Raw genomic sequence first — 20,496 nt, forward strand, 5'->3', positions numbered from 1 at the left:
TCAGACCAGGTCGACCAGGTCGCCGATCCCGTCGACCACCCGGTGCGGTCGGAACGGGAAACGGTCGACCTGCTCGGCCCGGGTGGAACCGGTGAGGACGAGGAAGGTGCGCAACCCGGCCTCGATGCCGGCGACGACGTCGGTGTCCATGCGGTCGCCGATCATGGCCGTGGTCTCCGAGTGCGCCTCGATCCGGTTCATGGCCGAGCGGAACATCATCGGGTTGGGCTTGCCGACGAAGTACGGCTCGGCGCCCGTCGCCCGGGTGATGAGCGCGGCCACGGAACCGGTGGCGGGCAGGGAACCCTCCGCCGAGGGTCCGGTGGCGTCGGGGTTGGTGGCGATGAACCGCGCCCCCTTCTCGACCAGGCGGATCGCCTTGGTGATGGCCTCGAAGGAGTAGGTGCGGGTCTCGCCGAGCACCACGTAGTCGGGATCGGTGTCGGTCATGATGAAGCCGGCCTCGTGCAGCGCCGTGGTCAGCCCGGACTCCCCGATCACGTAGGCGGACCCCTGCGGGAGCTGGCGGGACAGGAAGTCGGCCGTGGCCAGGGCCGAGGTCCAGATGCACTCCTCGGGCACGGTGATGCCGCTGCGGGACAACCGCGCCGCGAGGTCGCGCGGGGTGAAGATCGAGTTGTTGGTGAGCACCAGGAACCGGCGGCTCGCGTCGACCAGCCGCTGCAGGAACTCGGCCGCCCCGGGCAGGGCGTGGTTCTCGTGGACGAGGACGCCGTCCATGTCGGTCAGCCAGCACTCGATCTCGTGCCGCTGGGGGGAGTCGTCGCTCATGGGGGTTCCTCTCAGTCCGGCAGGCCCGCGAGGACCGCCGCGGATCCGGACAGGCCGAGGCGGGTCGCCCCGGCCTCGAGCATGGCCAGGGCCGCCTCGGTGGTGCGGATGCCGCCGCTGGCCTTGATCCCGAGCCGGCCGCCGACGGTCTCGGCCATCAACCGGACCGCGTGCTCGCTGGCCCCGCCCGCGGGGTGGAAGCCGGTGGAGGTCTTGACGAAGTCGGCCCCCGCCTCCTCGGCGGCCCGGCAGACCGCGACCAGCACGTCGTCGGGCAGGGCCGCCGACTCGACGATCACCTTGAGCACCGTCGGGGCGGGGGCGGCCGCCCGGACCGCGGCGACGTCGGCGCGCACGGCGTCGGTCTCCCCGGCCAGCGCGGCCCCGACGTCGATGACCATGTCGACCTCGTCGGCGCCGTCCTCGACCGCCCGGGCCGCCTCGGCCGCCTTGACCGCGGAGGCGTGCTTGCCCGAGGGGAACCCCGCGACGGTCGCGACGACCAGCCCCTCCCCGGCCACGGGCAGCATCGAGGGGGAGACGCAGACGGCCAGGACGCCCAGCGTGCGGGCCTCCTCGAGCAGCCCCTCGACGTCGGCGGCGGTGGCCTCGGGCTTCAGCAGGGTGTGGTCCACGAGGCGGGCGACGTCGGCCCGGGTCCAGGTCTTCGACTCAGCGCTCACGGGTCCCGAGTCTGCCACCGCCACCGCGGGACGCCCGCCGGTCGCCCGTGGGTCGGCCCGTGTCCGACCTGGCGCGTAGGCTCCCCGCGTGGCCATCCTGACCCGAGCATCGACGACGTCCACCCCGCCCAGCGGCACCTCGACGCGGCGGCTGACCGGGTGGGGGCGCACGGCGCCGACCACGGCGACGGTGCTCTCCACCCCCGACGTCGACCTCATCGCCGAGGCGGTGCGCACCGCCGGACCGCGCGGGGTCATCGCCCGCGGCCTCGGGCGCAGCTACGGCGACCCGGCGCAGAACGCCGGCGGCCTGGTCGTGGACATGAGCGCCCTGAACCGCATCCACCACATCGACGTCGACGGGGCCTGGGCCGACGTCGACGCCGGGGTGTCCCTGGACAAGCTGCTGCGCGCGGCCGTCGCCCTCGGGCTCTGGGTCCCGGTCCTTCCCGGCACCCGGCAGGTCACGGTCGGCGGGGCGATCGGCGCCGACATCCACGGGGGCAACCACCACACCCAGGGCACCTTCACCCGGCACGTGCTGTCGATGGACCTGCTGACCGCCGACGGCCAGGTCCGGACCCTGACCCCGGACGGCCCCGAGCGCGAGCTGTTCCTGGCGACCACCGGGGGCATGGGCCTGACCGGCATCGTGCTGCGGGCCAAGATCCGCCTCGACCGGGTCGAGACGTCCTACTTCATCGCCGACGTCGAGCAGACCCCGGACTTCGACGACATGCTCGAACGCCTGCAGCACAACGACGAGAACTACACGTACTCCAAGACGTGGTTCGACTCGGTCACCAAGGGCGAGCACATGGGCCGCGGCTTCCTGCTGCGGGGTTCCTCGGCCAAGCTGTCCGACCTGCCGCCGGAGCTGCGCAAGGACCCACTGAAGTTCGAGGCCCCGCAGCTCGCCACGTTCCCCGACGTCTTCCCGCCCGGGATGCTGAACAAGCTGACCGCGAAGGCGTTGAACGAGTTCTACTACCGCAAGTCCAAGACCAAATCCGGTGTGGTGCAGAACATCACGCAGTTCTACCACCTGCTCGACCTGTTCGCGGAGTGGAACCGGGCCTACGGTCCGCGGGGTTTCCTGCAGTACCAGTTCGTGGTGCCCTTCGAGCGCACCGACCTGCTGCGGACCAGCATGGAGGCCATCGTCGAGTCGGGGCACATCTCGGCTCTGAACGTGCTCAAGCGGTTCGGGGACGCGAACGACGCCCCGCTGTCGTTCCCCCGCAAGGGGTGGACGCTGGCCGTCGACCTGCCGGTCAAGCCGGGCCTGGACAAGCTGTGCGACACCCTCGACGAGATGGTGCTCGACGCGGGTGGCCGGCTCTACCTGGCCAAGGACTCCCGGACGACCGCGGACCGGTTCGCCGCCATGTACCCGCGTCTGCCGGAGTGGCGTCGGGTGCGCGACGAGGTCGACCCGGAGCGCATCTTCGCCTCCGACCAGTCGCGCCGACTGCGGCTCGTCACCGGCTGAGTCGCGCCTGCGCCCGGTCGTCGGTCCGGTTCCCCGAGAAGGGGAACCGGGCCGACTTCAGTTGCAGGGCAGGGTTCTCGACGCAGCGCCACGAGACCAGGGCGACCCCCGCCGCCGCGACCAGCACGCCGAGCACCACCAGTGGGGTCGGCAGCTCGGCGAACGGGGTGCTGAGCAGGAGCACCGCCACGGGCCAGTGGTAGATGTACATGCCGTAGGAGAGGTCGTCGCGGGGCTGCCGGCGCAGCGGCAGCGCGACCATCGCCCACAGCAGCAGGTAGGCCGCTGCCGGGGCGCCCAGCACCCGGTAGTCGTCGAAGAGCAGCAGGCTCGCCAGGAGGACGCCGAGCGCGGTGAGGGCCACCCCTGCCCGGACGGGGACCCGGTCGGCGTAGAGGTGCCCGAGCACCCCGAGCAGGAACACGAAGACCAGGCGGAGCAGGTTCTCCTGCCCGACCACCTCGTAGCCCGCCGCGTTGGCGACGGTCGCCGCCCACACCGCGAGGGTCAGGACCAGGACCAGCGCGCGCCGGCGCCGCAGGACGCCGACCACCGCGAGGCCCAGGACCAGCGCGTAGCAGCAGGCCTCGTAGAAGAGGGTCCAGAGCGCCCCGTTCATCACGCCGTCGCCGGGGGTGCCGGGCGGCATCGTGATCTCGAACTGTCGGACGAGCAGAGCGGCGTTGTCGGTGACGAAGGTGATCGCCGGTGCCGGGCCGTCGAGCACGGAACGGGCCGGTGCCCCGTTGAGCACGGCGAGGGCGGGCGCCACGACGAGCGCGGTGAGGACCAGGCAGAGGTAGAAGGCGGGCGCGATCCGTAGGAACCGGTGCCAGACGTAGCGCGGGGCCGACAGCCGCAGGGCGCTGGCTGCGACGAGGAATCCGCTGGCGACGAAGAACGCGTCGACGGCCAGGGCGCCGAGCTGCGTAGAGCCGAGCGAGGGCTGGTGCCCGGTGCTCAGCTGGAGCGTGTGGGTGACGGCCACCACGGCTGCGAGCAGCAGTCGCAACCACCCGAGGCTGTTGTGCTTCGGGTCGAAAGCGCCACCGAGAGTGGTCTTCTGCCGGAGACCGAGACTCTCGGGGCGAGGGGACTGGAGAATGGCCACGCGCCGAACCCTAACCTCACGTAAGGGTAGAGTCGACCGCGGTCTGAGACGCTCTCTCAGTCTTCTCTTGGCCTCGCGGCCCCCCGCCCGACCGAACGGACCCCGTCGTGCCCGCTGCTACCCGATGGACCCCCGCCGTCCTGCGCCGAGAGGCGTTGGCCGGCCTCGTCGTCGCGCTGGCGCTCATCCCGGAGGCCATCTCCTTCTCGATCATCGCCGGGGTCGACCCGCGGCTCGGGCTGTTCGCCTCGGTGACGATGGCCATCTCGATCTCGATCGTCGGTGGCCGTCCGGCGATGATCTCGGCCGCCACCGGGGCGGTCGCGCTCGTCGTCGCCCCGGTCGCGCGGGAGCACGGGGTGGACTACCTGATCGCGACCGTGCTGCTGGCGGGGATCTTCCAGGTCGTGCTCGGGCTGCTCGGGGTCGCCCGCCTGATGAAGTTCGTCCCGCGCAGCGTCATGACCGGGTTCGTGAACGCCCTGGCCATCCTCATCGCCTCGGCCCAGCTGCCGTACCTGACCGGGGTGACCTGGACGGTGTACCCGGCCGTGGCCCTCGGGGTGCTCGTGATCATCTTCTTCCCCCGGGTGACCACCGCCGTTCCGGCCCCGCTCGTCGCGGTCGCGGTCGTGGCCGCGTTCGGGCTCGCCCTCGGGCTGGACCTGCCCGACGTCGGGGACCAGGGCGAGCTGCCGACCAGCCTGCCCGTGCCGGGACTGCCCGACGTGCCCCTGACCTGGGCCACCCTGCAGATCATCGCCCCGTACGCGCTGGGGATGGCCGTGGTCGGCCTGCTCGAGTCGTTGCTGACCGCCTCCCTGGTCGACGAGATCACCGACACCCGCTCGGACAAGGTCCGGGAGTCCTGGGGCCAGGGCGTCGCCAACCTGGTGACCGGGGTCTTCGGCGGCATGGGCGGGTGCGCGGTGATCGGGCAGACCATGATCAACGTCCGCATCTCCGGGGCCCGCACCCGGCTGTCCACGTTCCTGGCCGGGGCCTTCCTGCTGGCCCTCGTCCTGGGCCTGGGCGACGTGGTCGCCGCGATCCCCATGGCGGCCCTCGTGGCCATCATGATCATGGTCTCGTTCGGGGCGTTCGACTGGCACTCGGTGAAGCCCGCGACGCTGCGGCGCATGCCCCGCAGCGAGACCACCGTGATGCTGGTGACGGTGGTCGCCACGTTGCTGACCCACAACCTGGCGATCGGGGTGGGGGTCGGGGTCATCACCGCCGCCGTCCTGTTCGCCCGCCGGGTCGCCACCCTGGTCGAGGTCGTCGGCGGGCCTGTCGTGGACGGCCGGCGCACCTACACCGTGCGGGGCGAGTTGTTCTTCGCCTCCTCTAACGACCTGGTCTCGCAGTTCGACTACGTAGACGACCCCGCCGAGGTCGTCCTCGACCTTAGCGAGTCCCACGTGTGGGACGCCTCCACGGTCGCCGCCCTGGACGCGGTGGAGACGAAGTACGCCGCCCGGGGCAAGCGTGTCGAGATCGTCGGTCTGAACACCGCGAGCGCGGCCATGCGCGACCGGCTCGCCGGCCACTTCGGCCCCTGACCCCCGCGGCGGTCACCGCGCGTGACCCGAGGTCGGGCCCTTCCGCGAGCGCTGGCGATGGACCGCCGTCGTCCACAGCACCGCAGCGTGACGAGCCGCCGCGGCGGCAGGCTTCGACCCCGTGGAGGCGGTCGAGGCGGTCACCGTGTGCGGCGGTGCCGCACGCTGGTCGCGGTTGGTCGCGCTGGCCTCCGCGTGGCAGGTGAGGCGGGCCGTCCAGGCCGGGGAACTGACCCGACCGCAGCCCGGCCTGCTCGCCCTCCCCGGCTGCGGCCCGGAGGTCCTGGCCGGGACCGCGGTGGCCGGGGTGCTCTCCTGCCACTCGGCGGCCGCCGCCTGGGAGCTGGACCTGATCGACCCGCCGGGCCGGGTGCACGTCACCGCCCCGCGGGGCTCGCGCCGGGACTGGCCGTCGGCCACCGTCCATCGGCGCGCGCGGGGCGGTCTCGACGGGCGGACGACGGTCCTCGACACCGTCCTGGACTGCTTCCGCTGCCTGCCGCGACGGACGGCGCTGGTGCCCGCGGACAGCGCGCTGCGCACCGGGGCCCTCACGGTCGACGAGCTCCGGTCCGCGGCGGACGCCCTCAACCGCCGGGACCCGGCGAGAGGCCTGGCCCCTCTGGTCGACCCCGGCAGCGGTTCGGCGCTGGAGAGCGTGGCCCGCCTCGACCTCCTCGACGCGGGGTACCCGGTGCGGACCCAGCAGGTGCAGCAGCCGGCCGGACGGGTGGACCTCCTGCTGGGCGGGTGGCTGGTGGTGGAGGTGGACGGGTACGCGTTCCACGCCGGCCCGGCGCAGTTCGCCGAGGACCGTCGCCGGGACGCGGAGCTGCTGGCGGGGGGCTTCTCGGTGCTGCGGTTCACCTTCGACCAGGTGCTGCGGCAACGGGACTGGTACCTCGGGCGGATCGCCTCGATGTGGGAACGGGGCGCTCGCGGTAGCGTCCGGCCATGCCGTACTTCGTGGTGACCTACGCCTACTCCGCCGACACCGCCCGCCGGGACGAGGTGCGCCCCGCGCACCGCGACTTCCTGGGCACGGTGGGGTCGCTGGTGCTCTCCGGGCCCACCGACGACGACGGTGCGGTCCTGATCTTCGAGGACGCCGACGCGGCGGCCGTCGAGGCCACCCTGGACGCGGACCCCTTCGTCGCCGAGGGTCTGGTCGAGCAGCGCACCGTCCGGGGGTGGACCCCGGTCAAGGGACGCCTGCTCGACGCCCTCTGACCACCGGGGCCGGACCCGGTCAGACGAGGGCCGGTTCGACGACCCGGGGTTGGCGGGGCAGTCGACCGAGGTCGGCCCAGCTGTCGGCGAGGACCCGGGCGACGGCCCGCATCTGCTCCGGCGGCAACGTGTGCGGGACGCGCAGGTGGGCCTCGAAGGCGCCGTCGAGGCCGAAGCGGGGGCCGGGGGAGAGCAGCAGACCCCGGGTCCGCGCGCTCACGACGAGGGCGCTGGACACCGGGGCGCCGAGCCCGATCCACGTCATCAGCCCGCCGGCGACCCGGGGGACCGACCACTCCGGCAGGAGCTCGCGGACCGCGGTGACGAAGGCGTCGCAGGACTCCCGCAGGGCGGGCCGCCGGGTCTCGACGATCTCGTCCAACCGCGGCAGCAGGCGCGTGGCGATCAGCTGGTCGAGGACGGAGGTGCCGAGGTCCACGACCGGCCGGGCGCCGAGGAGCTGCCGGACCGTGGCGACGTCCGCCCGGATCCAGCCGATCCGGACCCCGGCCCAGACCGACTTCGACAGCGACCCGATGTGGACCACGTCGCCGCGCGGGTCCACGACCCCGAACGGGGCCGGTGGTGCGGTGGGGTGGTGGGCGAGGTCGGACATGGTCTCGTCGATGAGCAGGCGGGTGCCGTACCGACGGGCGAGGTCGGCCACCCGTCGTCGTTGCGTCCCGGGCATGACCGCGGCGGTCGGGTTCTGGAAGTCCGGGACGAGGTAGGCCGCGCGGGGCCGGGCCCGGTCGAAGGCGTCCTCGAGGGCGTCGGCGTCCCACCCGTCGACGGAGACGGGCAGGCCCAGCGGTCGTCCGCCCGCGCGCCGCAACGCCTCCCCCGCGTGCGGGTACCCGGGGGACTCGACGAGCACCCGGTCACCGGGGGCGACGAGGGCGTGGGTGAGCAACCCGATGGCGTGCTGGGCCCCCGAGGTGACCAGGACCTGGTCGGGGTCGGTGGGCAGTCCCCGCCGCGTGTAGCGCTCGGCGACCGCCGCGCGGAGGGCGGGCAGTCCCTGCGGCTCGTACCCGTTCCCGCCGAGCAGGGCGGGCAGGTCCTCCACCGCGGCCGCGGCGACCGTGGCGACCTCGGGGGTCCCGGGGCGGGTCGCGTTGCGCAGGTCGAGCAGGTCCCCGGGGGCACCGGGACCAAGGGTGGGGACCGCCCCGCGGGGCAGCACGACCGATCCGGAGCCGCGCACGGAGTCGATCACCGCGCGCTCCCGCAGCACGCCGTAGGTCGCGCTGATCGTCGTGCGGCTCACGCCGAGGGCGGCGGCCAGGTCCCGTTCGGCCGGCAGTCGAGCCCCCACCGGCACGCGGCCGTCCTGGGCGAGCAGGGCGATCCGGTCGGCGAGGACCGAGTAGGCGGGGCGGGACGGGTCCACCGCGGCCCGCCACGAGTCCAGCATCGACCCGAGGGCGCGGGCACTGACGGTCTGCACCACGCCACTCTAGGCGGATTGGCCCTTCCGCCGCGACGTTCTGAAGGGCCAATCTGAGGATGTGACCAGTCCAGTCCCCTCGCACGCCGTCCGTCTGCCGCAGCTGCTCGTGGGTCTCATCCTCTACGGCGTGGCCATCGCGTTCTTCGTCCGCGCCGACGTGGGCCTGGAACCGTGGACGGTCTTCGCCCAGGGTGTCTCGCTGCAGACGGGTCTCGGCATCGGCTGGGTCACCAACCTCGTGGGCGCCGCCGTGCTCCTGCTGTGGATCCCGTTGCGACAGCGTCCGGGGGTCGGCACGGTGCTCAACGTCGCCCTGGTCGGGACGAGCATCGAGATCGGTCTGGCCGTCCTGCCGGTGGTCGACCCGCTCGCGGTCCGGATCGGGTTCGGCGTCTTCGGGATGCTGCTGCTGGCCGTCGCCAGCGGCCTGTACCTGGGTGCGCACTACGGACCCGGGCCGCGCGACGGACTGATGACCGGCCTGCACCGGCGGACCGGCCGACCGGTCTGGATGCTGCGGGCGGGCATCGAGCTGACCGTCCTCGCCGTCGGGTGGCTGCTGGGCGGCAGCGTCGGTCCGGGGACCGTCGTCTTCGCCCTGGGGATCGGGCCGCTCGTCGGGGTGGCGCTGCCGATCTTCGACGTCACCGCGCGCCGCGAGCGGGCCCGGGTGTCGGCGACACTGGGGGTGTGACCGTCACGGACCCTCGCACCGGCCCGACCCGCCCCGACCCGGCCGCCGACCTCCCGGCCGCCGACCTCCCGGCGGCCGAGATCGGTCGCCGCCTGGCCGCCGCGCTCGGCGGCGGCGACGACGTGGTCGACGTGTCGTCGGCCCGGCGGGCCGCGTACACCACCGACGCCTCGAACTACCGCGTCGTGCCGACCGCGGTGGTGTTCCCCCGCAGCGCCGAGGACGTCGAGGCGGCCTTCGCCACGTGCCGGGAGCTGGGGGTGCCGTTCACGAGTCGCGGGGCCGGGACCTCGGTGGCGGGCAACGCGGTCGGGACCGGCGTGGTCCTGGACTTCTCGCGGCACCTGAACCGGGTGCTCGAGATCGACCCCGAGGCCCGCACCGCCCTGGTGCAACCCGGGGTGATCCTCGACGACCTGCAGCGGCAGACCGCCCCGCACGGGCTGCGCTTCGGGCCCGACCCCTCCACCCACGCCCGCTGCACCCTCGGCGGGATGATCGGCAACGACGCCTGCGGCTCGCACGCGCTCGCCTACGGGCGCACGTCGCACAACGTCATCGGTCTCGACGTCCTGGACGGGCACGGTCGGCGGTTCTCCACCGACGCCCCGCCCGCCGAGCTGGTCGCCGGCCTGGAAGGGGTTGCCGCCCAGCACCTGGCCCTGATCCGCACCACGTTCGGCACCTTCGGGCGGCAGGTGTCGGGATACGCGCTGGAACATCTGCTCCCCGAGACCGGGGGTCCCCGCGGGACGGCGCTGGCGCGGCTGCTCGCCGGGTCGGAGGGGACGTTGGCGACCTCGTTGGCGGCCCGGGTCCGGCTGGTCCGGCAGGCGCCCTCGACCACCTTCGTCGTCCTCGGTTACGCCGACATGGCGGCCGCGGCCGACGCCACCCCGGCCCTGCTCACCCACTCCCCGCTGGCCGTGGAGGGCATCGACCGCCGGCTGGCCGACGTCGTCGTGCGCCGGGGCGGGTCCGTCGAGGGTCTGCCGCGCGGCAACGGCTGGCTCTTCGTCGAGATGGGCGGGGAGACCCCGGAGGAGTCGCTGGCCGCCGCGCGGGGGATGGTGGCCGACTCCGACGCCCTGGACTCGGTGGTCATCCCCACCGCCGCCGAGGCCCGCAAGCTCTGGCGCATCCGCGAGGACGGGGCCGGGTTGGCCGGGCGGACCCCGGACGGGCGACCGGCCTGGCCCGGGTGGGAGGACGCGGCCGTCCCCCCGGCCCGCCTCGGGGCCTACCTGCGCGAGTTCGAGACCCTGATGGGTTCCCACGGGGTGGACGGGTTGGCCTACGGCCACTTCGGCGACGGCTGCATCCACGTGCGCATCGACTTCCCGCTGTACGAGGACGGCGGCGGGGCGCGGACCCGGGAGTTCCTCGAGGACGCTGCCCGCCTGGTCGCCTCCCACGGGGGTTCGTTGTCCGGGGAGCACGGCGACGGCCGTGCCCGCGGCGGGTTGCTGCCGCTGATGTACCCCGACGACGCCATCCGGGCCTTCGAGCAGGTGAAGCGCGTCTTCGACCCGGCCGACCTGCTGAACCCCGGGGTCATCGTCCGCCCCGCCGCCGTCGACGCCGACCTCCGGGTCCCGCACGCCCGGCCCGCCCACGTGCTGGGGATGCCCCGGCGTTCCCCGGAACTGGCCTTCGCCTACTCCCAGGACGAGGGCGACCTCACCCGCGCGGTGCACCGCTGCGTCGGGGTCGGCAAGTGCCGCGCGGACTCCGGCGGCGTGATGTGCCCGAGCTACCTCGCCACCGGGGACGAGAAGGACTCGACCCGGGGCCGGGCGCGGCTCCTGCAGGAGATGGCCAACGGCACGCTGGTGACCGACGGCTGGCGCTCGCAGGAGGTCCGCGACGTCCTCGACCTCTGCCTGTCCTGCAAGGGGTGCACGCACGACTGCCCTGCGGGCGTGGACATGCCGACCTACAAGGCGGAGTTCTTCGACAAGTTCTACAAGGGCCGGTTGCGGCCGATGAACCACTACCTCCTGGGCTGGCTGCCCCGCTGGTCGCGCCTCGCGGCCCTGGCCCCGCGCGTCGTGAACGCCCTGACCGGCGTCCGGGCCCTGGCCCGGGTGGCCAAGGCCGTCGGCGGGGTCGACCAGCGCCGCCCGCTGCCGGCCTTCGCCGAGCAGACGTTCCGGCAGTGGTTCGACGCCCGCGTCCGCTCCGGCGAGGCCGCCACGGGCGGGGAACCTGTCCTGCTGTGGGCCGACTCGTTCACCAACGCGTTCTCCCCCGAGGTGGGCCGGGCGGCGGTGGCCCTGCTGGAGCACCTGGGTTTCACCGTCTCCCTCACCGAGAAGCAGGTGTGCTGCGGGCTGACCTGGGTCTCCACCGGTCAGCTCGACGGGGCCAAGCGGCAGCTGCGGGCCTCCCTCGACGCCCTCGGGGACTCCGAGGTCCCGGTCGTCGGGCTGGAGCCCAGCTGCACCGCCCTGCTGCGCGAGGACGCCTCGGAACTGCTCCCCGACGACCCGCGGGCCCGCGCCCTGCACCGCCGCGTCCGCACGGTCGCCGAACTGCTGGCCGAACGGCGACCGGAGTGGATCCCGCCGCAGGTGGGTGCCGGGGCCGTCGTCCAGCCGCACTGCCACCAGCACGCCGTCATGGGGTTCGGCCCGGACGCGGCCCTGCTGGCCAAGGCCGGGGTCGAGGCCGAGGTCCTCGCCGGGTGCTGCGGGCTGGCGGGCAACTTCGGGGCCGAGGCCGGGCACTTCGACGTCTCGGTCAAGGTCGCCGAGCACCGGTTCCTGCCCGCCCTGCGGGGGCGGGGGGACCGGGTCGTCGTGGCCGACGGGTACTCCTGCCGGACCCAGGCCGACAACCTGGCCCAGGTGCGTCCGAAGCACCTGGTCGAGCTCCTCGCCGAGGCTCTCCCCGAGGGCGCCGCCGGCGACTGAGGGCCGGACGCCCGTCCGGGGGACCAGGGGAGAGAAAATCGCGGTTTAACTCTTGTCAACACGGGTTTACCTGCGCCAGACTCCTCCCGCTCCCCCCGTCCGTCGTGCTCCGACCGGGCGGGGGTTCCGGACCCCGACCAGGAGGGCGCAACGATGCACCACCTCTCCAGCCAGCTCTGGCGCCGCAAACCCGTCGCCCCCGGCGGCGGGCACTCCGGCGCGGGGGAGGGCCTGGCCCGCAACCTCAGCACCTTCCAGCTCACCATGTTCGGCGTCGGCGCCACCGTCGGCACCGGCGTCTTCTTCGTCATGCACGAGGCGGTGCCGGACGCCGGACCCGCCGTCATCCTGAGTTTCCTGCTGGCCGGGTTCGCGGCCGGGCTGTCCGCTCTCTGCTACGCGGAGATGGCCTCGGCCGTCCCCGTATCGGGCTCCACCTACTCCTACGCCTACGCCACGATGGGCGAGGTGGTCGCGGTGGGCGTCGCGGCCTGCCTGCTGCTGGAGTACGGCGTCTCCACCGCGGCCGTCGCGGTCGGCTGGAGCGACTACCTGAACCTGCTGGTGAGCAACGTCTTCGGCTTCGGGATCCCCGAGGTCCTCACCGGTGGGCCCTTCGAGGGTGGGGTCGTGAACCTCCCGGCCGTCGTGCTGGTCGGGCTCTGCACCCTGCTGCTGCTGCGCGGGGTGAGCGAGTCGGCCACCGTCAACGCCGTCATGGTCCTCGTGAAACTCGCCGTGCTGCTGCTCTTCGCCGCCGTCGCGTTCACCGCGTTCAGCGCCGACAACTTCGCCGACTTCGCCCCCAACGGGGCCCACGGGGTCACCGCCGCGGCCGGCACGATCTTCTTCACGTTCATCGGGCTGGACGCCGTCTCGACCGCCGGCGACGAGGTCAAGGACCCGCAGAAGACGTTGCCGCGCGCCATCATCGCCGCGCTGCTCATCGTCGTGACGATCTACCTGCTGGTGGCCGTGGCCGCGCTCGGGACCCAGCCGTGGACCGCGTTCTCCGACCCCGACCAGGCCGAGGCGGGGCTGGCCCGCATCCTGGAGAACGTCACCGGCGCGACCTGGCCCGGGACCCTGCTCGCCGTCGGCGCGGTCATCTCCATCTTCTCGGTGACCCTGGTCGTGATGTACGGCCAGACCCGCATCCTCTTCGCCATCGGTCGCGACGGTCTGGCCCCGCGCTCGCTGGCGACCGTGCACCCGCGCAGCCGCGTCCCGGTCCGGGCCGTCGTCACCGTCGCGATCGCGGTCGCGCTGCTGGCCGGTTTCCTCCCCCTGGACGCGCTCTGGGACCTGGTCTCGATCGGCACGCTCGTCGCGTTCATCACCGTCTCCGTGGGGGTGATCGTGCTGCGCCGCTCGCGACCCGACCTGCCCCGCGGGTTCCGGGTCCCGGGTTACCCCGTGGTCCCGGTCCTCTCGGTGATCGCCTGCCTCTACATCCTCTCCGGGCTGCACTGGACCACCTACGCGTGGTTCGTGGCCTGGCTCGCGGTGGTCCTCGGCTTCTACCTCGTCTGGGGTCGCCACCACGCCGTGCTGAACCGGCCGGCCGAGGCCGACCCGGCGACCGCGGGGGCGGGAGACGTCCGATGACCGTCGTCGTCGGGCACCTCCCGGAGCGGGGCGGTCGGGCCGCGCTGCACCTCGGGGTCGCCCTGGCCCGCGCGCTGGGCACCTCCCTCACCGTCGCCACCGTCGTCCGGACCGGACGGCACCCGGCCGAGGACAGCCCCGCGCTGGAGCGGCGCCGGACCCTCGTCGCCGAGGTGGAGGAGGCCGCGCGGGCCGCGGTCGCCGACCTCGCCGCCGACGTCCCGGTCGTCGTCCGGGTCCTGGCCGACCGTTCCACCAGTCGTGCGCTCGGCGCGGTCGCCGCCGAGACGGGCGCCCGGGTGCTGGTCCTGGGCTCCTCCGCCGAGGGGCACGTGGGACAGATCGTGGTCGGTTCCACCGCCGACAAGCTGCTGCACTCCGCGGCGCTGCCCGTGGCGCTGGCCCCGCGAGGTTTCCGGGCACCGCGCGGGGCACCCGACCGGACGCGGCCGGCCCGGATCACGGTGGCCACGACCGGCGAGGACGAGGCCGCGCTCGTCCGGGCCCGCGACCTGGCCGAGGGGCTGGGCGTCGAGCTGCGGGTCCTCGTCCTGGCCGTCCGGCACCGCCCCGTCCTCACCTCCCAGGCCGGGTTCGACGCCGAGGCCCCCGTGGTCGCCGCGTGGACCGAGGAGGCGCTGGGCGCCGTGGCCGAGCTGCGCGAACGGGGCGTCCTGCCCGCCGGCGCCCGGACCGAGGTCGGGACGGGCCCGGGGTGGCGGGAGGCGCTCGACGCGGTCGAGTGGACCGCCGACGACCTGCTCGTCCTGGGCACCCCGCCGGAAGGACCCGTCGCCCGGGTCTTCCTCGGATCGCGCGCCACCAAGATCCTGCGGCACGCCCCCGTGCCCGTCCTCGTCCTGCCGGGCTGACCAGCCCCTGCCCGCCCGCCCACCGATTCCAAGGAAAGTGGACCCGTGACGCTCCCCCCGCACCCCGAGGAGACCTCCGACGAGCTCACCATGCTCGTCCCGGACTTCCCGTTCCCCTACGACGACCTGCTGGCCTCCCCGGCCGGTCTCGGCAGCGTCCCGGCGGACCGCCACGGCACCGAGGTCGCCGTCGTCGGGGCCGGGATGTCCGGTCTGGTCACCGCTTACGAACTCATGAAGCTCGGGCTGCGGCCGGTCATCTACGAGGCCCAGGAGATCGGTGGGCGGCTGCGCTCGCAGCAGTTCCCCGGGGTCGAGGGGGCGATCGCCGACCTGGGGGGGATGCGGTTCCCCGCCTCCAGCAAGGCCTTCCAGCACTACCTGGACCTCCTCGACGTCGAGACCGCGCCGTTCCCGAACCCGCTCGCCCCGGGGACCCCGAGCACCGTCATCGAGCTGGGGGGCCGCAAGCACTACGCCGAGACGGCCGACGACCTGCCCGACCTGTTCGCCGAGGTGTCGCGGGCCTGGAACGCGGCCCTGGACGAGGGCGCCGAGAACGAGGCCATGACGGCCGCGATCCGGCGCCGCGACCTCGCCGCGATCAAGGAGATCTGGAACCGCAGCGTCCCGCGCCTGGACGAGCAGTCGTTCTACTCCTTCGTCGCCGCCTCCGAGGCGTTCTCGGCGCTGCCCTTCGCCCACCGCGAGATCTTCGGGCAGGTGGGTTTCGGCACCGGGGGCTGGGACACCGACTTCCCGAACTCCATCCTGGAGATCCTGCGCGTCGTGCACACCGCCGCCGACGACCAGCACCGCCGCATCCTCGGTGGGGCGCAGTCGGTCCCGCTGCGGTTGTGGCGCCAGCCGGTCTATGGCGTCCCGTACCACGCCGACGGCACGTCGCTGGAGTCCCTGCACGGCGGGGCGACCCGGCCCGGGGTCCGCCGGATCCGGCGCGGCGAGGACGGCCGGTTCCAGGTGCTGGACCGGTGGGGGACCGAGCGGAGTTTCGAGTCCGTCGTCGTCACCTGCCAGTCCTGGTTGCTCTCTGCCGGTATCGACACCGACGAGGACCTGTTCAGCCACGACCTGTGGATGGCCATGGAGCGCTCGCACTACATGCAGGCGTCCAAGACGTTCGTGCTGGTCGACCGTCCGTTCTGGCGCGACGTCGACGCCGACGGCCGGCACGTCATGTCGACCACGCTGACCGACCGGATGACCCGGGGAACCTATTTGCTCGACGGCGGGACGGGGGCGGACGACCCGGACGCCGCCGACGCCCCCGCCATGATCTGCTTGTCCTACACCTGGAACGACGACGCCCTGAAGTGGCTGGTCATGCCGCCGGAGGAGCGGGTCCGACTGATGCTGCACTCCCTGCAGAAGATCTACCCCGACGTCGACATCGCGTCGCACGTCCTGGGGGAGCCCATCACCGTCTCCTGGGAGGCGGAGAAGAACTTCATGGGGGCGTTCCGCGGGAACCTGCCCGGGCACTACCGCTACCAGCGCCGGCTGTTCACGCACTTCGTGCAGGACGACCTGCCGGCCGAGCACCGCGGGATCTTCCTCGCCGGGGACGACATCTCCTGGACGCCGGGCTGGGTCGAGGGTGCCGTGACCACCGGGCTGAACGCGGTCTGGGGCGTCGTGAACCACCTCGGCGGATCCTCCGCCTCGGACAACCCCGGCCCGGGGGACCGTTTCGAAGAGCTGCAGCCCGTCCGGTTGCCGGAATGAGCACCGCCCCGGGTGGCCTGCGGGTCGCTGTGCTGCAGGCCACCGGGGTCGTGGGCGACGCGGCCGCGAACCTGGCCCGGGTGCGTTCCGCGGCCCGGGAGGCGGCCGGGGCCGGGGCCGACCTGCTGCTGACCCCGGAACTGTTCGTCAGCGGGTACGCCCCGGCCCGCGTGGGTGACGACGACGGTGCCGCGCACCGCCGCGCCGTCGCGGGGATCGCCCGGGAGACCGGGATCGCCGTGGTCGCCTCGACCGTGGAGCGCGACGGGGACGCCCGCCACATCTGCGCGAGTCTCGTCGACGCCGCGGGGGAGGAGGTCACCCGATACCGCAAGAGCTTCCTGTTCGGCGCCGAGGAGGAGGCGGTCTTCATCCCCGGGGGGGCCGCCCCCGAGGTCGTCGCGCTGAACGGGGTGACCGTGGCGCTGGGGATCTGCTTCGACGTCGAGTTCCCGGAGTTCACCCGTCCGCTGGCCCGGCGGGGGGTCCAGCTGCTGCTGGTCCCGACCGCGGTCCCCGGGCCCGGGTCCGGGCAGTTCTCCGACCCCCACCGCGTCCCGGAGCTGCTCGTCCCGGCGCGGGCCCTGGAGAACGGGTTGACGCTCGCCTACGCCAACCACCACGGACCGGAGTTCACCGGGTCGAGCTCGATCACCGACCCGTTCGGGGCACCGCTCGCCCGCGCCCCCCGGGACGCCCCCGCCCTGCTGCTGGCCGACGTGGCGGCGGCCGACAGCGACCGGGCCCGCGCCGAGGTGCCCTACCTGGACCTGTCCGCGGGGCGCACACTGGGGTGATGAGCGACGACGAGGTCCGCGACGGGGTCGCCCTCAAGCACCTCGACGGGGAGTTGTTCGACGGGGCCGGGGCCACCAAGCGCGACCTCGTCGACCACGTCGACCGGTTCGCGCCGTGGCTGCTGGCGGAACTCACCGGTCGTCCGCTGACCGTCACCCGGGTGCGCCCCGGGCAGCGTCCGTTCGTGCAGAAGAACCTCCCGGCCTCGGCCCCGGACTGGATCCCGGTCCGGGAGGTGTGGAGCGAGGCCTCGCAGCGCACGGTGCGCTACCCGCTGGTGGAGGACCGCCGCACCCTGCTCTGGTTGGCCGGGCAACGCGCCGTGGAACTGCACCCCACGATGCTGGACGGTTCCGGGGCGGTCGACCGTCTGGTCCTCGACCTGGACCCGCCGGCCGACGCGCCCTTCGCCGCGGTCGTCGCGGCCGCCCGCGTGGTCCGGCAGGTCCTCGAGGACGTGGGGGTCGGGTCGGCGGTGAAGACGAGCGGGTCGAAAGGCGTGCACGTCGTGGTCCCCGTGCGACCGCTGCCCGTCGAGGACGCTGCCGGGGCCACCCGCGCCCTGGCGGTGCGCGTCGAACAGCTCGCGCCGGACGTGGCGACCACCGCCTACCTGGTCGAGGACCGCGGGGGCCGCGTGTACCTCGACCCGACGCGGGCCGGGAACGCCACCTTGGCCTGCTGCTGGAGCCCGCGGGCCCGTCCCGGCGTTCCCGTGTCGTTCCCGGTCGGCTGGGACCGCCTGGGGGAGAACGTCCCCGGTGACTTCACCCTCGCCACGGTGGGCGCGGCGGTCGGTCCGGACGATCCGTGGCGGGCCATGCTGCCGGCGCCGCAGGAGGTTCCCGGGGTGCTCGTGGACGAGGGGCGCGGCATCCCGGCCCCGAGGGTCGCGGCCATGCACGAAGGACGCCGACGGGCCCGGGCCCGCCGGCAGGGGAGCTGACCGCCCGCGGGTCAGTGCGCGTCGAGGTGCCGGAGCAGCGCGGTGCCCAGGTCCGGCAGGACGTCGGAACTCAAGGCGTGGCCCATCCCCGCGATCCGGACGAGGGTGGACGAACCGATGACGGCCCGGAGGTTCTCCGCGTGCGGGGGAGGGTTGATCGGATCGAGCGGAGCCTCGACCACCAGCGTCGGGACCCGGTTCCCGGCGAGTTCCGCGCCGCGTTCCAGACCGCCCTGGTCGGCGGTCGCGTGCGCGGTCGGCTGCCGGGTCTCCCCGCTGTGCCGCATGACGCGCTCCTCCAGGGCGCGGAACTCGGCGGGGTCGAAGGGACCGGTGCCACGCAGGATCCGCCAGTGCTCGACGCGCCAGTCGAGTTCCGCCTCCACGTCGCGGTCGGCGCCCATGGTCGCCCAGAACTCCAGGAGTTCCGCGGAGGGGCCGGGGAGGTCCGAGGTCCCGGACGGGTCGGCCAGACCGTCGCCCAGGGCCGCCGTGGCCAGCACGGTGGCCGAGAGCAGGCGCTGGGGGTGGTCGAGCAGCAGGAGTTGGACCAGGACGCCGCCGAGGGACATCCCGACGACGTGCGCGCGGTCGACGCCCAGCGCGTCGAGAATCCCGATCGCGTCCGCGGCCAGGTCGCGCAGGGAGTAGGCACCCTCGGACCGGGAGGAGCGGCCGGTGTCCCGGTGGTCGTAGCGGACGACGTGGTACCGAGCGGCCAGACGCTCCACGAGCGGGTCCGGCCACACCAGGCCGGGGGCGTTGGCCCCCATGACGAGCAGGACCGTCGGGTGGTCGGGTTCGCCGAACTGCTCCACCCAGAGACGGACCCCGGTCCCGATCCGGACGTGACGGCCGTTCAGCGGGTCAGCCATGCGTCCAGGATCGGACCCGGGGTCCGGGTCGTCCACCGGTTTCTCAGCTGGGGGAGGGGTCCGCCGAGGCGGCGGCCTCGCGCAGTGCCGGGATGATCTCCGCCTCGGCCGCCGCCAGGAAGTCCGCCTGGTGCTCCCCACCGATCTGGACGAGGGCGAGATCGGTGAAACCGGCCTCGAAGAACTCCGAGGCCGCCTCGACGATGGCCTCGACGGAGTTCCCGCACGGGATCTGCCCGGCCACGTCCTCGGGACGCACGAACTGGCTCGCCCCGGAGAAGCCCGCCGTGGTGGGCAGGTCGGCGTTCACCTTCCATCCCCCGGCGAACCAGCGGAACTGCTCGTGCGCCCGGGCGATGGCGGTGTCCCGGTCGCGGTCCCAGGAGACCGGCAGCTGCCCCACGCGCCGGCTCGGCGCCTGCCCCGGCTCGCGAGCCGCGTCCCAGGCGGGACCCAGCGACGCGTCCGGTTCCACGGCGACGAGGTGGTCGGCCAGCGGGGAGAACCGCGCGCAGGACTTCTCCCCGGACACGGCGACCGCGATCGGGACGCGTCGCTCGGGCAGGTCCCACAGGCGGGCCGAATCGACCCGGAAATGCTCGCCGGAGTAGGTGAGGAGACCCCCGTCGAAGAGCGCCGAGATGATCTCCAGGGATTCGACCAGCATCTCCTGGCGTTCCTCGACGGCCGGCCACCCGTGCCCGACCACGTGCTCGTTCAGGTTCTCCCCGGACCCCAGGCCCAGGGTGAACCGGCCCTCGGACAGCAGCGCGACGGTCGCCGCCTTCTGCGCCACCACGGCGGGGTGGTAGCGCATGGTCGGGCAGGTCACGTAGGTCATCAGCTCGACGCGCTCGGTCGCCTGGGCGACCGCGCCGAGCACCGACCAGGCGTAGGGGGCGTGCCCCTGCGACGTCAGCCACGGCGAGTAGTGGTCGGAGAAGACCAGCAGGTCGAAACCGGCCGCCTCGGCGGCGACGGCGTCGCGGACCAGCCAGCGCGGGTCCGACTGCTCGCTCATGCAGGTGTAGCCGACGCCGACGTCCCCGTCGCGGAGCCCCATCAGGCGGCCTGGTCGGAGAGCGCCGCCAGCAGTGCGGAGTTGAAGGCCTCGAGGTCACCGGGGTTACGGCTGGTGATCAGCGGGCCGGGGCCGCTGGTGTCGACCACGACCTCCTCGTCCACCCAGTCCGCACCGGCGTTGCGCAGGTCGGTCTGCAGCGAGGGCCACGACGTCATCCGACGGCCGCGCAGGACGTCGGCCTCCACCAGCGTCCACGGGGCGTGGCAGATGGCGGCGACCGGCTTGGACGACGCGGCGAACTGCTTCACGAACTCGACGGCGGCCCGCTCGGTGCGCAACGCGTCGGGGTTGGCGACCCCGCCGGGGAGGACGAGCCCGTCGTACTCGCCGACGGTGGCGTCCCCGACGACCTGGTCCACGTCGAAGGTGTCGGCCTTGTCCAGGTGGTTGAACGCCTGGACCGAGCCGGCCTCGGGGGCGAGGAGGACCGGCTGCCCGCCCGCGTCCTGGACCGCCTTCCACGGCTCCGTCAGTTCGACCTGCTCGATGCCCTCGGCGGCCACGAGGAACGCGATCTTCTTGCCTTGCAAGCTGGTGCTCGTCATGGGTCCACGCTGGCACCGGCCCCGCGGCCCGGCATCCCGAGGACCGCGGCGCTCCCGGGTGCGGGCCCTCTCCCCGCGGGCGAAGGGGCG

At 73.7% G+C, this 20,496-nt stretch carries 18 protein-coding genes; 11 read left to right on the forward strand and 7 right to left on the reverse strand.

What is annotated here, in order from left to right; translation table 11 throughout:
- Positions 1–792 carry an HAD-IIA family hydrolase gene (locus ACFFKU_RS03105; protein WP_380135528.1) on the reverse strand — a complete coding sequence of 264 codons (792 nt, stop codon included), beginning with the start codon at positions 790–792 and terminating at the stop codon, positions 1–3.
- Between the two features lie 11 nt (positions 793–803).
- On the reverse strand, positions 804–1,475 hold the full coding sequence (gene deoC / locus ACFFKU_RS03110; RefSeq protein WP_380135530.1) for a deoxyribose-phosphate aldolase: 672 nt from the start codon (positions 1,473–1,475) through the stop codon (positions 804–806).
- A gap of 97 nt (positions 1,476–1,572) precedes the next feature.
- Here deoC and dprE1 point away from each other — a divergent pair, with 97 nt between their 5' ends.
- Positions 1,573–2,967, forward strand: coding sequence for a decaprenylphosphoryl-beta-D-ribose oxidase (gene dprE1, locus ACFFKU_RS03115; protein WP_380136103.1), 1,395 nt, complete (start codon positions 1,573–1,575; stop codon positions 2,965–2,967).
- Here dprE1 and ACFFKU_RS03120 read toward each other — a convergent pair.
- Positions 2,957–4,078 carry an acyltransferase family protein gene (locus ACFFKU_RS03120; RefSeq protein ID WP_380135533.1) on the reverse strand — a complete coding sequence of 374 codons (1,122 nt, stop codon included), beginning with the start codon at positions 4,076–4,078 and terminating at the stop codon, positions 2,957–2,959. The two genes, dprE1 and ACFFKU_RS03120, sit on opposite strands and share 11 nt — an antisense overlap.
- 107 nt (positions 4,079–4,185) lie before the next feature.
- Here ACFFKU_RS03120 and ACFFKU_RS03125 point away from each other — a divergent pair, with 107 nt between their 5' ends.
- From ACFFKU_RS03125 to ACFFKU_RS03135, 3 genes are all read left to right on the forward strand, one after another.
- Positions 4,186–5,640 carry a SulP family inorganic anion transporter gene (locus tag ACFFKU_RS03125; RefSeq protein ID WP_380135535.1) on the forward strand — a complete coding sequence of 485 codons (1,455 nt, stop codon included), beginning with the start codon at positions 4,186–4,188 and terminating at the stop codon, positions 5,638–5,640.
- A 121-nt stretch (positions 5,641–5,761) separates the two neighbouring features.
- Positions 5,762–6,613: a DUF559 domain-containing protein gene (locus tag ACFFKU_RS03130; RefSeq protein ID WP_380135538.1), complete on the forward strand. Its 852-nt coding sequence runs from the start codon at positions 5,762–5,764 to the stop codon at positions 6,611–6,613.
- Positions 6,595–6,870, forward strand: a complete 276-nt coding sequence (locus ACFFKU_RS03135; protein ID WP_380135540.1) for a YciI family protein — start codon at positions 6,595–6,597, stop codon at positions 6,868–6,870. The genes ACFFKU_RS03130 and ACFFKU_RS03135 overlap by 19 nt, the downstream gene beginning before the upstream one ends.
- Before the next feature lie 19 nt (positions 6,871–6,889).
- Here ACFFKU_RS03135 and yczR read toward each other — a convergent pair whose 3' ends face one another.
- The gene (gene yczR / locus ACFFKU_RS03140; RefSeq protein ID WP_380135541.1) at positions 6,890–8,320 is read right to left on the reverse strand and encodes a MocR-like transcription factor YczR; all 1,431 of its coding nucleotides are present in this window, start codon (positions 8,318–8,320) and stop codon (positions 6,890–6,892) included.
- Between the two features lie 61 nt (positions 8,321–8,381).
- Here yczR and yczE point away from each other — a divergent pair, with 61 nt between their 5' ends.
- The 7 genes from yczE to ligD all read left to right on the forward strand — a co-directional run bounded on the left by yczE (position 8,382) and on the right by ligD (position 17,902).
- Positions 8,382–9,017 carry a membrane protein YczE gene (yczE, locus tag ACFFKU_RS03145; RefSeq protein WP_380135544.1) on the forward strand — a complete coding sequence of 212 codons (636 nt, stop codon included), beginning with the start codon at positions 8,382–8,384 and terminating at the stop codon, positions 9,015–9,017.
- Entirely contained in the window at positions 9,014–11,932 is a 2,919-nt protein-coding gene (locus tag ACFFKU_RS03150) for an FAD-binding and (Fe-S)-binding domain-containing protein (RefSeq protein ID WP_380135546.1), read from the forward strand. The genes yczE and ACFFKU_RS03150 overlap by 4 nt, the downstream gene beginning before the upstream one ends.
- 153 nt (positions 11,933–12,085) lie before the next feature.
- Positions 12,086–13,540 carry an amino acid permease gene (locus ACFFKU_RS03155; RefSeq protein WP_380135549.1) on the forward strand — a complete coding sequence of 485 codons (1,455 nt, stop codon included), beginning with the start codon at positions 12,086–12,088 and terminating at the stop codon, positions 13,538–13,540.
- Positions 13,537–14,412: a universal stress protein gene (locus ACFFKU_RS03160; RefSeq protein WP_380135552.1), complete on the forward strand. Its 876-nt coding sequence runs from the start codon at positions 13,537–13,539 to the stop codon at positions 14,410–14,412. Before ACFFKU_RS03155 ends, ACFFKU_RS03160 begins: the two co-directional genes overlap by 4 nt.
- 90 nt (positions 14,413–14,502) lie before the next feature.
- Entirely contained in the window at positions 14,503–16,158 is a 1,656-nt protein-coding gene (locus tag ACFFKU_RS03165) for a flavin monoamine oxidase family protein (RefSeq protein ID WP_380136104.1), read from the forward strand.
- A complete protein-coding gene (locus ACFFKU_RS03170) occupies positions 16,155–16,955 on the forward strand; it encodes a nitrilase-related carbon-nitrogen hydrolase (protein ID WP_380135555.1) in 801 nt (266 codons plus the stop codon). The genes ACFFKU_RS03165 and ACFFKU_RS03170 overlap by 4 nt, the downstream gene beginning before the upstream one ends.
- Complete coding sequence (gene ligD / locus ACFFKU_RS03175) at positions 16,955–17,902, forward strand: non-homologous end-joining DNA ligase LigD (protein ID WP_380135558.1); 948 nt, start codon at positions 16,955–16,957, stop codon at positions 17,900–17,902. The genes ACFFKU_RS03170 and ligD overlap by 1 nt, the downstream gene beginning before the upstream one ends.
- An 11-nt stretch (positions 17,903–17,913) precedes the next feature.
- Here the strand turns inward: ligD and ACFFKU_RS03180 are convergent, their stop codons facing one another.
- From ACFFKU_RS03180 to ACFFKU_RS03190, 3 genes are read right to left on the reverse strand one after another with little or no spacing between them, the layout of a single operon-like run.
- Positions 17,914–18,777, reverse strand: coding sequence for an alpha/beta fold hydrolase (locus ACFFKU_RS03180; protein ID WP_380135559.1), 864 nt, complete (start codon positions 18,775–18,777; stop codon positions 17,914–17,916).
- Positions 18,778–18,820: 43 nt separating this feature from the next.
- On the reverse strand, positions 18,821–19,840 hold the full coding sequence (locus tag ACFFKU_RS03185) for a TIGR03557 family F420-dependent LLM class oxidoreductase (RefSeq protein WP_380135561.1): 1,020 nt from the start codon (positions 19,838–19,840) through the stop codon (positions 18,821–18,823).
- On the reverse strand, positions 19,840–20,406 hold the full coding sequence (locus ACFFKU_RS03190) for a type 1 glutamine amidotransferase domain-containing protein (protein WP_380135563.1): 567 nt from the start codon (positions 20,404–20,406) through the stop codon (positions 19,840–19,842). Before ACFFKU_RS03190 ends, ACFFKU_RS03185 begins: the two co-directional genes overlap by 1 nt.
- Positions 20,407–20,496 lie beyond the last annotated feature (90 nt).

It is taken from the genome of Kineococcus gynurae (assembly GCF_042433995.1).
Lineage (GTDB): Bacteria > Actinomycetota > Actinomycetes > Actinomycetales > Kineococcaceae > Kineococcus > Kineococcus gynurae.